This window comes from Peribacillus sp. B65, from assembly GCF_058513295.1.
In genome coordinates this window covers 414,571-427,531 of record NZ_CP195840.1, presented here as the reverse complement: position 1 = coordinate 427,531, position 12,961 = coordinate 414,571, and the positions used below count along the sequence as shown (strand labels likewise).

The window sequence follows — 12,961 nt, the reverse complement described above, 5'->3', positions numbered from 1 at the left end:
AGGACATAATTAAGTTAGCTTGAAAGGGGATAGGATGTTGATAAGATTAGGGGTAATAGGTACAAACTGGATCACGGAACGATTTTTGGAGGCTGCTAAGCATGTAGAGGATTTATCTTTAACCGCCGTGTATTCACGTACAGAAGAGAAAGCCAAGGAATTTGCCAATAAATACGAAGTACATACGACTTTTACGAATATAGAAGAAATGGCTGCCAGCGATGAAATCGACGCTGTATATATAGCAAGCCCTAACTCTCATCATTGCCGGCAAGCCGTGTTGTTTTTACAAAATAAAAAACATGTATTATGTGAAAAACCAATGGCCTCGAATGCGGCAGAAGTAAGGGATATGATTGAGGCAGCAAAACAAAATGATGTGCTATTGATGGAAGCGATGAAATCGACCATCATGCCGAATTTCGAAAGTATAAAAGGGAATCTGGATAAAATCGGGAAGATTAGGCGTTTCTCGGGAAGCTTTTGCCAATATTCATCACGCTACGATTCATATAAACAAGGAACTGTGCTGAATGCATTCAATCCGGAATTCTCCAGTGGCTCTTTAATGGATTTAGGCATTTACGTCCTCTATCCACTTGTTGTACTGTTCGGTAAACCGAATAAGGTGCAGGCTTCAGGAACGATGCTTGAATCAGGAGTTGATGGGCAAGGAACGATTCTGCTTTCCTATGATGAAATGGAGGCAGTCGTCATGTTTTCCAAAATTACTGAATCCAATTTGCCATCGGAAATTCAAGGTGAACTTGGAAGCATCATCATTCAGAAAATTTCAGGACCGCAAGCGGTGGATATTCAGTATCGGGATGGAACCACTGAAAATATTTCTGTTAAACAGGATATGCCTACCATGTATTATGAAGCGAAAGAATTTGTTGATTTGATACAGCAGGGGAAAATGGAATCCGATATTAATTCATATTCGAATTCATTGTTGACCATGGAAATCATGGATGAAGCAAGAAAGCAAATCGGCATCGTCTTTCCTTCAGACCGAGGACATGGCCAATCATGAAGGGGAAAAATGGATGTTACTGATAACCCTTAATTGGGTAGAATTCAGTACAGGGATAATTTTATTGTTGGAGGAATGGACATGAATTGCAAAATAAATCGCAATGCAGCAAAGGTCTTACAAAAAATGCTGAGCACTGAAGAAGCCGAAGGGAAAATGATTCGTGTATATATCACCCATATGCATGGTGATCATGCCCATTATGACATGAAGATGGATACACCGGCAGAGCATGATGAAATCGTCAAAACAGATAAAGAAATCGATATTTTGCTTGATTCACGTGAAGAATTTCTGGATGGTGTCTGGATTAAATATTTTTATGTACCTGAAGAAGGCTTTGAAATCACGAATCCTTCTAAAGAACCGCACGGACATCATCACCACTAAGAGTAAAGGGGGAGGATTGGCATGAATCAAAAATACGAAAAGATTTTTCAACCATATATATTTCCATCAGGGGTAGAAGTGAAAAATCGTATCATGATGGCTCCTATGACCACTTATTCTTCAGATGATCAAGGCGTTGTAACCGATGATGAACTGGCCTATTATGCTGAACGCTCGGCTGGTGTAGGTGCGGTGGTCACGGCATGTGCCTATGTATCTGCTGGGGGTAAGGGATTCCCAGGCCAACTTAGTGCAGATGACGATTTCTTTATCCCTTCCTTGAGAAAACTAGCCGAAACGATTCAGTCCAACGGCTCAAAAGCGATCCTGCAAATATATCATGGAGGCCGGCAAAGTCCGCCGGAATTATTGCCTGATAACCAACCTGTTTCTGCAAGTGCCATCGCTTCCAGCGAGGAAGCACCTGTACCGCGGGAAATGAGTGAAGATGAAATACAAGACATTATTAAGGCATTTGGAGAAGCAACAAGAAGGGCAATCGAAGCAGGATTCGATGGTGTGGAAATCCATGGTGCCAATACGTACTTGCTGCAGCAATTCTTCTCGCCACACTCGAACCGTCGTACGGATAACTGGGGTGGAACACTGGGAAAACGATTGATTTTTCCGCTTACCATTGTGAATGAAGTCGAGAAAACGGTTGCTGAGCATGCGAAAAAGCCGTTTATCATCGGCTACCGCCTTTCTCCTGAAGAAGGCAGCAATCCTGGAATCACATTAGATGATACGATTCAATTCGTTGATAGATTAGCGAATCAAAACCTGGATTATCTACATATATCGGTAGGCCACTTCTGGAATGGCTCATTCCGCGAGAGTGATAGGACAAAGTCACGCATCGTCAAAATTTACGATAAAGTAGGTAATCGTATCCCTGTTGTCGGTGTAGGCTCACTGCATACACCCGATGAAGTTGCGGAAGCTATGGAAACGGGTGTCCCTTTTATCGCCCTTGGCCGCGAACTTCTTATGGAACCGCATTGGATTGAAAAAATCAGGTCTGGAAAAGAAGCGGAAATACGGACCACCCTTTCAAAAAAAGATCAGGATGAACTGGTCATTCCAGATCCGCTTTGGGAAAAGTTGATTGGGATAAAAGGATGGCTCCCGGTTGTGGAGTGATTGCCTTGAATAAATGCGTAACCCGTCCTCCTTAGGTGGACGGGTTTTTGCATATGTTCATATGAAACTATAAATCAATCATCTTCAGCTAGAAAAAGAGAGGTTGATTCAGCAGAATTCTGGATTTAATCATTCCCTGATAGTAAATACTATCTTTAAGGCTTATGTTTTACGTGAATTAAAAATTAATATTTGTGCCAATGAATTAAATATATTATTATAAATTTAATAAGAGGGTATGAAATGGAGGGTTATAATTGAAGTTTCCACACGATTTTTTATTAGGAGCAGCTTCCGCTTCTTTTCAAATAGAAGGAGCATGGGATGAAGATGGTAAAGGTATAACGAATTGGGATGTCTTCTCGAAGATACCGGGGAAAACATATGAAGGTACAAACGGTGATGTAGCGATAGACCATTATCATCGTTACAAAGAAGATATTAAATTAATGGCAGAGATGGGACTTGAATCATATCGGTTTTCCATTTCATGGGCACGTATTTTGCCAACCGGTGACGGGGAAATCAATGAAAAAGGTTTGGAATTTTATAATAATGTTATTAATGAATGCTTAAAATATGGGATTGTTCCATTTGTTACGCTGTATCATTGGGATTTGCCTTTGACGCTTGAACAAGATGGGGGATGGACGAATAAGCGAACAGCTGAAGCATTCGTCAAGTATGCGGAGATTTGTTTTCGCGCATTCGGAGACCGCGTCAAACATTGGATCACGTTTAATGAAACGGTTATGTTTTGCGGTTTAGGGTATTTAAAAGGAGCGCACCCGCCTGGAATCCAAAACGATGAAAATAAATACTTTCAAGCGACACATTACGTTTTTTATGCACATGCCAAAGCGGTAGAGGTATACAAGGGACTGAATCATTACGGTGAAATTGGGATTACCCATGTATTCCTGCCAGCTTATAGTATTGATGACAAACATGAGAATGTATTAGCTGCTAGGCATGCCAATGAATATGAAACTTTTTGGTATTATGACCCAATTTTAAAAGGTGAATATCCAGCTTATGTGGTTGAGCAATTAAAGGAGAAAGGCTGGACACCAAGCTGGACCGAAGAAGAACTGGATACGCTAAAAAGAAATGCGGGGAAAAATGATTTTATCGGACTCAATTATTACCAGCCCATTCGCGTGGAAAAAAATCGGGAAGCCATTTCAAACATGGAGCATTCAAGAGAAACATCTACTCTAGCTCCAGGAAACCCGTCTTTTGATGGCTTTTATCGGACCGTGAAAATGGAAGATAAAACATATACAAAATGGGGCTGGGAAATCTCACCTCAAGGATTCTTAGATGGGCTGCATATGTTAAAAGAGCGTTATGGTGATATTAAAATGTATGTTACAGAAAACGGACTTGGTGATGAGGATCCTATTATCGATGGTGAAATAGTGGATGTTCCCCGTATTAAATATATTGAGGAGCACTTAAAAGTGATTAAGCGGGCAATCAACGAAGGCATCCATTTAAAAGGATATTACGCATGGTCTGTCATTGATCTATTAAGTTGGTTAAACGGGTATAAGAAGCAATACGGATTTATTTACGTGGATCATCATGATCAGTTAAACCGGAAAAAGAAGCTGTCGTTTCATTGGTATAAACATATTATCGAGACGAGAGGGGAAGAGCTGTAAACTGAAAGAAAACTTATATAGAGCCTTGAGTTTTTATAGAGCATGTTTTGAGCAATCTTTCTCAAAACATGCTTTTTCTATTGGTCTTTATTCAAGTTTTCCGGTATGGGGAATTAGTCCAAAGTTCAAACCTCCTGATTCGTAGTCTGAATCTCCGGCTTCAAATTAACTAGACTGGAAACATGGTCCCGGGTTGTAATATAAATGTAAAAATATGCAATAAGTTGTAAACAAATGTTAACGTTACTAACAATGTACAGTTTTACGTTTTACTGTATAATGTTGAAGCGTGGTAGAGGCCATGTCAAATAACTTAACATAAGGAGATTACATATGACGATTATTTCTTAGCTTTGAAAAGTCCCCCCGCATGGTTTGTCCCGTTGAAAAAACCTACAAGTAAGATTAATTTTGATCAAGCAACTCCCTCTAAAATGAAAGAAAGTCATTTTTCCTGATGATGGTAGATCCCAACTAAAAAAACGACTAAGGATGTGAGTTTTAAAAAGATGATAAAAGATTCTAGATTTCAAGGGTATAATATGAAGGGTTTTCAAAAGGACGTAACGGCAGGATTGGTCGTAGGTGTTGTGGCCATCCCTTTAGGATTGGCTTTTGCAATTGCTTCAGGCGTCGAACCAATATACGGGTTATATACGACCATCATCGCAGGAATCCTCATATCGATTTTGGGTGGCTCCAAGTATCAAATTGGAGGGCCAACCGGGGCGTTCGTTCCTTTATTATTTGGGATCGTTATGCAATATGGGTATGAAAGCCTGCTAATTGCCGGGTTTTTAGCGGGGATTATGTTAGTCCTGATGGGTCTGCTTAAGTTAGGCAATTTGATGAAGTTCATTCCCCGTCCCGTCATCATTGGATTTACAACAGGAATTGCGATAATAATCTTTTCAGGGCAAATTGCCAACTTCTTTGGTATGAAAGTGGAAAAACATGAAGCGTTCATGGATAACATGAAGGAACTGGTGATTAAAGCAGACACGATCAATCTATATAGTGTGATTGTTGCGATTATATGTTTTGTCGTCATACTGCTGGCACCTAGACTTTTGCCACGAGTGCCAGGACCGCTTCTGGGTTTGCTGATTTCCACAATTGCAGCTTACTTTTTATTTCCCGATAAGGTGGCTACGATTGGTTCTACGTATGGAGCGATTCCGAAAGGTTTTCCGCAATTCCAAGTGCCGGAGCTATCAGTGGAAGTCATTATCACACTCCTTCCCGTTGCTTTTACGATTGCCTTGTTAGGCGGTGTCGAGTCATTGTTATCCGCTACCGTGGCCGATAACATGGGGGGGACCAAGCATGATAGTAATAAGGAATTGGTTGGGCAAGGAATCGCGAACATCGCGACCCCATTCTTCGGGGGAATACCTGCGACAGGTGCCATTGCCAGGACAGCTACCAATATAAAAAGCGGGGCAGCCTCCCCGATGTCCGGAGTCATTCACGGAATTGTCGTTTTACTGGTTTTGCTGGTGCTTTCTCCATATGCAGCGCATATACCTTTGGCTAGCATGGCGCCCATATTGATGTTTGTTGCCTGGAATATGAGTGAAAGAAAGGAATTCGCTCATGTATTGAAAACGAAGACGGCGGATTCTGCGGTTTTGCTAGTCACCTTCCTCGTCACAGTCTTCACTGATTTAATCATGGGGGTAGGAATTGGCTTATTGATTGCCTTCATCACCTTCATTGCAAAAATGAGCCACACGTTAAAAGTCAGGGAAAGAAGTCATGAGATTACCGAGATAGTCCCAATTGATAATTCGGATTCAAAGATCAATGTGTATAACTTGGAAGGTCCCCTCTTCTTTGGTTCGATAGACGTCCTGGAGTCATCGATATTGGAGAACTTGGATAATAAGACGAAAGTGTTGGTAATAAGCATGCGCCGGGTAACATATATGGACACTTCAGCAGAGGCTGCACTATTGGCGATTGTTAATCGCATCGGAAAATATAAGGGGAAATTAATCATTTCCGGAATTCAGCAGCAACCCAAGGAATTGTTACTCAGCACTGGTCTGTATCATAAAATAGATAAACAGCACTTTTTTAATTCGAAGGAAGATGCCCTGTATTTTGCCAAGAAGCAGTTGAAGGGCAATTCGGATAAAGTAGTCTAATAGTTTCATCCTCGAAGTCACCTTTTTGGATAGTTATGTTATAGTATCGTTAACAGTAGATTTTTAAAAGAAGGTGACTATCTGGGTGAATATATATCGGATTGGCCAGCTTGCTGAACTTGCGAATGTTTCGAGAAGAACCATTGACTATTACACACAATTAGGAATGCTGAACTATGAAAAAACTGGGTCAAGATATCGGTATTACACAGAAGATGCTTTAAATCGTCTTCAAATGATTAATCGGTATAAAGAACAGAATATGCCTTTGACTGAAATCAAGGAACGGTTACAAGTCTGGTCTGAAACCACTGTTGATTCTGAGCAAGTGCTCTTGATGGTGGACAAGCTATCTACAGACCTTAAAGGACTGGAGAATGAATTGCTGGAATTAAAGCCTTTATTGGAACAGCTCGATGAACAGCAATTAACATATGCTGCACAACAGCTTTCCGTTCGGGGCAGCTCTTTATTGAGTATCCTTGCCATGCTCGCCTAAGCTTTTTGCCAAGTTCAACAAAAAAGACCTGATTGGGTCTTTTTTTGTTAACTGGCCATTTAATGAAAACTTCAAACTCATGAGGATAACCTGACTTTATATACGATAGCGGTACTTTATTTTGGAAGAACGGAGTCTATAGATCTTTTTTCAATAAAGATGAAGGATATAAGGGAATGGAAAAAGAAGAACTTAAGTATCTACTACTATATGAAGAGGTGAAAGGGAATGATTGGATCGATAGTTACGACGGTAAAAGGACATCTTCAAGGTACTATGGAAAACGATATATGCGTTTGGCGTGGAGTCAGGTATGCGAAAGCGCCGATTGAGGGTCTGCGTTTCCTCTCGCCGGAGCCAGTTGATAAGTGGAGCGGTGTCCTGGATGCAGTGGATTTTGGTCCGATTCCCCCGCAGCCGATGGATCGGGCGGTAAGGACAGGAATGACGGGAAATGAAAAAATGGATGAGGATTGCTTGTTCCTGAATATTTGGTCGCCTAGGGCAGATGATAAAAAACGCCCGGTCATGGTGTGGATTCCTGGAGGAGCATACATAACGGGAGCTGGATCCCTTGATATGTACAATGGACATTTACTGGCTAAGAATGGAGATGTAGTCGTAGTAAGCATCAACTATAGGCTGGGGGCACTGGGATATCTGGATTTTTCCGAGTTTGCAGTTGATGGGGAAATATTTGAAACCAATTTAGGTTTACGTGATCAAGTTGCGTCTCTGAAATGGGTTAATGAAAATATAGAAGCGTTTGGCGGCGACCCTGATAATGTTACGATATTTGGTGAATCAGCTGGTGGCAATGCGGTGACGACTTTACTTACTGTTCCTTCAGCTAGAGGTCTTTTTAAACAGGCCATTGCGGAAAGTCCCGCTCCGACATCTGTTTACGGAAAAGGATTTGCGCGCCAATTCAGTGAAAGGTTCCTTGAAATATTGGGCATTGGAAAGGATGAAATCCACCGCTTAAAGACGCTTCCAGTTCAAGAGATTGTCACGGCTTCCTACCAACTCTTGCAGGAAAATTCACAGGCCATGCCGGGCTCATTATCATTTGGACCTGTCGTAGATGGTGACTTCCTGCCCGATTATCCACTAGATTCGATTCGATCCGGAAAAGCAAAGGGAATACCCTTGCTTATAGGAACAAATAGGGACGAAGCGACGTTATTCGACCAGGTGGATCCCCCATTAATTCCAACTAATGCGGCGATGATTCAGAAAATGTTCGATAACACTGATCCAGAGGCGAAAGAGCGAATTACGAATGCTTATTTAAACTACCCAGAAAAGGAAGCTGTGCTTGGCATTGGCCGTGATGCGACTTTCCATATTCCCTCGGTTTGGTATGCGGAGGCATACAGCCGCTTTGAAAAAACATGGATGTATCGTTTTGATTATAAAACGGCGGCAATGCGCATAAGTAAATTAGGGGCGACGCATGGTATGGAAATCCCTTTTGCTTTCCAGACTTTTGACTCGGCATTTGGGAAACGGATTGTTTCATATGGTTCAAGGTCAGCTGCCCTGAAGGTTTCCCATAGAATGCAGGGCCATTGGGTCAACTTTGCGAAATATGGAAACCCCAATCCCCCGGAAGGAGAAATCTGGCCGAAATATGATGAAAGAAATCACTACACAATGATTTTTGATAAAAAGGATTATATTGAAAAAGATCCTGACAGAATGATAAGGTTGGCATGGGAAGGGGTAGGGATCTACAAGTGAAAAAAAGTGGCTTGGAAGGAAGCGGGGAGAACAAGGATATCAATAATTTCATGTCAACGAAAGAGTATGCGAAAACGTTGGATCAGGAAGATCCATTAGTTTCTTACAGAGAGGAGTTCTACTTGAGCCCCGGGATGATTTATATGGATGGCAACTCATTGGGACTTTTATCGAAGCGGGCTGAGAAAAGTTTAATGAAGTCATTGGAAGATTGGAAAAAGTATGGGGTCGATGGCTGGACGGGGGGTGCCGAGCCCTGGTTTTACTTTTCTGAGAGATTGGGTGAATTGAGTGCCCCGTTGGTAGGAGCTTTAGAGGATGAAGTGATAATGGGAGGGTCGACTACAGCTAATCTGCATCAGCTTGCGGCCACTTTTTTTGAACCGAGAGCTGGCAGGAATAAGATTTTGGCGGATGAACTAACCTTCCCGAGTGATATCTATGCACTTCAAAGCCAGCTCCGATTGCATGGGCTTGATCCTTCGGCACACTTGGTTCAGGTGAAAAGCCGAGATGGTAAATTCCTTGAAGAAGAAGACATCATTGAAGAGATGAACGAGGAAATAGCGTTGATTGTACTTCCGACGGTTTTATATCGAAGCGGACAGATCCTGGATATGGAGAGGTTAACAAAGGAAGCGCATGCGCGTGGAATCATGATAGGATTCGATGCCTGTCATTCCGTGGGAGCCATCCCGCATTTGTTTGACAACTGGGAAGTGGATTTCGCGTTTTGGTGTAATTATAAGCATTTGAATGGCGGACCAGGATGTGTAGCGGGGTTATATGTGAACCGTAAGCATTTTGCAAGGATGCCCGGGTTGGCTGGATGGTTTGGGTCGCGGAAAGATAGGCAGTTCGATATGGAACATACCTTTACCCAGGCAAATTCGGCAGGTGCCTTTCAAATTGGAACTCCCCATATATTAAGCATGGCCCCCCTTTTAGGCTCGCTTGAAATGTTTGCGGAAGCGGGGATAGAACAAGTCCGGAAGAAATCCTTGAAGCTGACTCAATATCTTATGGATTTAGTACATTCGGAATTGACGGGATATGGATTTGAGATTGGGAGCCCAAGGCATGAAGCAAAAAGGGGCGGTCATATCATCCTTGAACATCCAGAAGCTGCAAGAATATGTAAAGCATTGAAACAAGAGGCCATCATTCCCGATTATCGTGAACCGAATATGATTCGTTTAGCACCTGTTGCTCTTTATACCTCTTTTCAGGAAGTCTATGAAACTGTACAGGTGCTTAAGAAGATCATGGACGGCAGAATATATGAAAACTATGAAAATAAAAGGGGAATCATTGCCTAGAATGGGAGCAACATATGGAGAAAAATAAACTGCATCGTGAATTATCATCGAATCAAATCACCATGATAGCCATGGGATGTGCAATTGGCACCGGGTTATTCTTGGGTAGCGGCCTTGCGATTTCAACGGCAGGTCCAAGTGTACTTATCAGCTATGCAATAGGTGCATTCATTGTCCTTCTGCTGATGGGCTGTTTGGCGGAAATGACTGTAGCCTATCCAACATCGGGATCCTTTGGTACCATTGCTGAAAAATATATAAGTCCATTTGCGGGTTTTGTTGTGAGGTATTCATATTGGATAGCGAATGTTCTTGCCATTGGTGTCGAAGTGAGTGCCATCGCTGTTTATATGAAATATTGGTTCCCGGCTGTACCTGGAAGTGTTTGGATTTTCCTTTTTGCTGCACTGCTAATCTATGTAAATGCGACGAGTGTCAATACATTCGGGAATTTTGAGTATGTATTTTCAATGATCAAGATAAGCGCCATTGTCATATTCATTCTACTTGGCGCCTATGTGGTGATTGGCGCAGGACCTTCAAGCGGGATCGGTGTAGAGAACTATGCCAATGATGGAGGTTTTATGCCTTTCGGCTTTTGGGGGCTCTGGGTCGCCATATTCATTTCGCTCTTCAGCTTTTTAGGAACTGAGTTGATTGCGGTGACGGCGGGAGAAGCAAAGGATCCGGATATAGCCGTCCCTAAAGCTTTGAAGGCTACTGTCTTCAGGCTTGCCACTTTTTATGTACTGACTATCGGGATCATGTTAATGATTGTTCCCTGGCAATCTGCCGGTATTGACAAAAGCCCATTTGTTAAGGTAATGGAAATCCTGAATGTTCCCGGGGCATCGGGAATAATGAATTTCATTATTTTAACCGCTGCTTTATCCGCTATGAATAGTCAATTATATGCCTCCACCAGAATGATATTTTCGTTATCCGAGCAAAAGCAGGCTCCAGCCCTATTTCAAAAAGTGAGCAGGAAAGGTGTCCCGGTAAGGGCACTTCTCATATCCACTTTAGGAATATTTCTTGCTGCAGGAGTAAAGGTCCTGCTTCCGGATACTTCATATGCATTCATGATGGGGATATCAATGTTCGGAGCCATTTTAACCTGGTTCATGGTGTTCATTTCCCATTTATATTTCAGGAAGAGATGGGAGAAATCAGGTGGCCGCAAATTACCGGTTAAAATGTATGGATTTCCATATCTAACGATTCTTGGTGCATTACTTTTGTTTGCTTTGACGGTATCTACCTGGTTCACTGGCCCATTTAAAATCGTGCTCCAGTTCGGGGTTCCTTGGCTGATCTTTCTTTGCATCATTTATTTTTTGATGTCGAAATTCAAAAGAAAGTAAAGGGAAAGAGGGATAGTATGGATAAGGGTCCAAGAGATGAACATCGTTTGGAAGAAAGTATGGTAACTGATTTTGAAAAAGATATGTCCTATGGGGACTATCTGCATTTAAATCAAATTTTATCAAGTCAGCATCGACTTTCCGGCCATCACGATGAAATGCTGTTCATCATCATTCACCAAACAAGTGAATTGTGGATGAAATTGATAATCCATGAATTGACTGCGGCAACTGATCATATTGAGGCAGGACATTTGGAGCCTTCCTTTAAGATGCTATCCAGAGTGGCCAGGATCCAACAGCAACTAGTTCAATCTTGGAATGTGCTTTCGACCTTGACGCCAACCGATTATATGGAATTCCGGGAGAAACTAGGAAACTCTTCAGGGTTTCAATCATTTCAGAACAGGTTGATAGAATTTGCGATGGGTCAAAAGAATTCGCAAATATTGGCCGTTTTCCGTCATCAGCCCGAGCTTTATGAGTCGATGATGGCAGCCTTGAATAAACCAAGTATTTATGATGCGGCTTTAGGTGCTTTGGCTGCAAGGGGGCTTCCTATTGATCAATCGGTCCTGAAGAGGGATTGGTCTTTAATTTATCAGGAAAATGCAAGTGTTGAAAAAGCATGGCTGACCGTTTACCGCGATGTGCATAACTACTGGGATTTGTATGAGCTGGCCGAAAAACTCGTTGATATTGGAAGTCAACAACAATTCTGGAGATTCAATCATATGAGTACTGTAGAACGGATCATCGGTAATAAAAAGGGAACTGGCGGATCGTCAGGTGTAAGTTATCTGAAGAAAGTGGTCGAACAGCCATTTTTTCCTGAGCTTTGGACATTAAGGACCAAACTGTAAGCTTTGACTGGGGGGATATCAGGATGGGCAAAATTGGAGTTTATGGATCTTCCTTCGATCCGGTCACGAACGTGCATTTATGGACAGCATCCACCATTGCGCATCGTGCTAAGCTAGACAAGGTGATTTTTTTACCTTGCTCAAATGGCCGTATCGATAAACAGATGAAAACGAGCAATGAACACCGTTGGGAAATGCTCAAGCTGGCAATAGGGGGCAACCCGTTATTCGAAGTCAGTGATTATGAAATTAATGAACGTGCCGGGACGAGTAAACAATATACTTGGTATACGATGGAATATTTTAAATCACGATTTCCAAAGGACGAAGTTTACTTCATAATGGGTGCAGATTTACTTGAAGATATTGATAATCAGGAGCTGCCGGTACACTTACGATGGAAATTCAGGGAAAAACTGATTGCAAATCATAAATTCATCGTCATGGCACGGGATGGGATCGATATGCTGAAAATCATATCCAAAAGTCCATTGCTAAGGAATTATGATGATGGAAATACATTTCACCTTATTGATAAAGGCCTTTCCATGGAAATCAGTTCTACATATATAAGGGATGAATTCGCGATGGGCGGGGAACCAAGGTATTTACTGCCTGATCAGTGTTATCAGTATATCTTGGACAATAGGCTGTATCAAAAAGCATCAGATTCATAATAAGTATTAAAAAGGGCTCGATCTCCCCGTTGGATCGAGCCCTTTTCATGTGATGGAATTCTTAAACTTGCAAAATGTGAATGAATTTAAATGATAGGACACGCAATACC

The 12,961-nt window shown here is 41.9% G+C and carries 11 protein-coding genes; all 11 read left to right on the top strand.

The features are described 5' to 3' along the window. Positions 1-37 precede the first annotated feature (37 nt). The 11 genes from ACSR9O_RS02115 to nadD all read left to right on the top strand — a co-directional run bounded on the left by ACSR9O_RS02115 (position 38) and on the right by nadD (position 12,851). Positions 38-1,036, top strand: coding sequence for a Gfo/Idh/MocA family protein (locus ACSR9O_RS02115; RefSeq protein ID WP_230177706.1), 999 nt, complete (start codon positions 38-40; stop codon positions 1,034-1,036). A gap of 81 nt (positions 1,037-1,117) precedes the next feature. After that, entirely contained in the window at positions 1,118-1,426 is a 309-nt protein-coding gene (locus tag ACSR9O_RS02110) for an iron-sulfur cluster assembly accessory protein (protein ID WP_491723835.1), read from the top strand. 21 nt (positions 1,427-1,447) lie between these two features. After that, entirely contained in the window at positions 1,448-2,569 is a 1,122-nt protein-coding gene (locus ACSR9O_RS02105; protein ID WP_260356967.1) for an NADH-dependent flavin oxidoreductase, read from the top strand. 257 nt (positions 2,570-2,826) lie between these two features. Then, positions 2,827-4,236 (top strand): glycoside hydrolase family 1 protein, encoded by a 1,410-nt coding sequence (locus ACSR9O_RS02100; RefSeq protein WP_491723834.1) that lies wholly within the window; start codon positions 2,827-2,829, stop codon positions 4,234-4,236. A 509-nt stretch (positions 4,237-4,745) separates the two neighbouring features. Then, positions 4,746-6,386 carry a SulP family inorganic anion transporter gene (locus ACSR9O_RS02095; protein WP_101224062.1) on the top strand — a complete coding sequence of 547 codons (1,641 nt, stop codon included), beginning with the start codon at positions 4,746-4,748 and terminating at the stop codon, positions 6,384-6,386. Positions 6,387-6,471: 85 nt separating this feature from the next. Then, positions 6,472-6,885 (top strand): MerR family transcriptional regulator, encoded by a 414-nt coding sequence (locus ACSR9O_RS02090; protein WP_157831082.1) that lies wholly within the window; start codon positions 6,472-6,474, stop codon positions 6,883-6,885. Between the two features lie 228 nt (positions 6,886-7,113). Then, positions 7,114-8,628, top strand: coding sequence for a carboxylesterase/lipase family protein (locus tag ACSR9O_RS02085; RefSeq protein WP_491723833.1), 1,515 nt, complete (start codon positions 7,114-7,116; stop codon positions 8,626-8,628). A 50-nt stretch (positions 8,629-8,678) separates the two neighbouring features. Next, positions 8,679-9,947 (top strand): kynureninase, encoded by a 1,269-nt coding sequence (gene kynU, locus ACSR9O_RS02080; RefSeq protein ID WP_260357952.1) that lies wholly within the window; start codon positions 8,679-8,681, stop codon positions 9,945-9,947. Positions 9,948-9,961: 14 nt separating this feature from the next. After that, entirely contained in the window at positions 9,962-11,311 is a 1,350-nt protein-coding gene (locus ACSR9O_RS02075) for an amino acid permease (protein ID WP_101224059.1), read from the top strand. 17 nt (positions 11,312-11,328) lie between these two features. Next, positions 11,329-12,174, top strand: coding sequence for a tryptophan 2,3-dioxygenase (gene kynA, locus ACSR9O_RS02070; RefSeq protein ID WP_491723832.1), 846 nt, complete (start codon positions 11,329-11,331; stop codon positions 12,172-12,174). Positions 12,175-12,197: 23 nt separating this feature from the next. After that, a complete protein-coding gene (nadD, locus tag ACSR9O_RS02065) occupies positions 12,198-12,851 on the top strand; it encodes a nicotinate (nicotinamide) nucleotide adenylyltransferase (protein WP_101224057.1) in 654 nt (217 codons plus the stop codon). Positions 12,852-12,961 lie beyond the last annotated feature (110 nt).

What these genes read in the sequence shown, in the direction of transcription:
- ACSR9O_RS02110 (WP_491723835.1), top strand. Translation starts at nt 1,118, where the DNA reads ATGAATTGCAAAATAAATCGCAATGCAGCAAAGGTCTTACAAAAAATG.
- ACSR9O_RS02105 (WP_260356967.1), top strand. Translation starts at nt 1,448, where the DNA reads ATGAATCAAAAATACGAAAAGATTTTTCAACCATATATATTTCCATCA.
- ACSR9O_RS02095 (WP_101224062.1), top strand. Translation starts at nt 4,746, where the DNA reads ATGATAAAAGATTCTAGATTTCAAGGGTATAATATGAAGGGTTTTCAA.
- ACSR9O_RS02085 (WP_491723833.1), top strand. Translation starts at nt 7,114, where the DNA reads ATGATTGGATCGATAGTTACGACGGTAAAAGGACATCTTCAAGGTACT.
- kynU (WP_260357952.1), top strand. Translation starts at nt 8,679, where the DNA reads ATGTCAACGAAAGAGTATGCGAAAACGTTGGATCAGGAAGATCCATTA.
- ACSR9O_RS02075 (WP_101224059.1), top strand. Translation starts at nt 9,962, where the DNA reads ATGGAGAAAAATAAACTGCATCGTGAATTATCATCGAATCAAATCACC.
- kynA (WP_491723832.1), top strand. Translation starts at nt 11,329, where the DNA reads ATGGATAAGGGTCCAAGAGATGAACATCGTTTGGAAGAAAGTATGGTA.
- nadD (WP_101224057.1), top strand. Translation starts at nt 12,198, where the DNA reads ATGGGCAAAATTGGAGTTTATGGATCTTCCTTCGATCCGGTCACGAAC.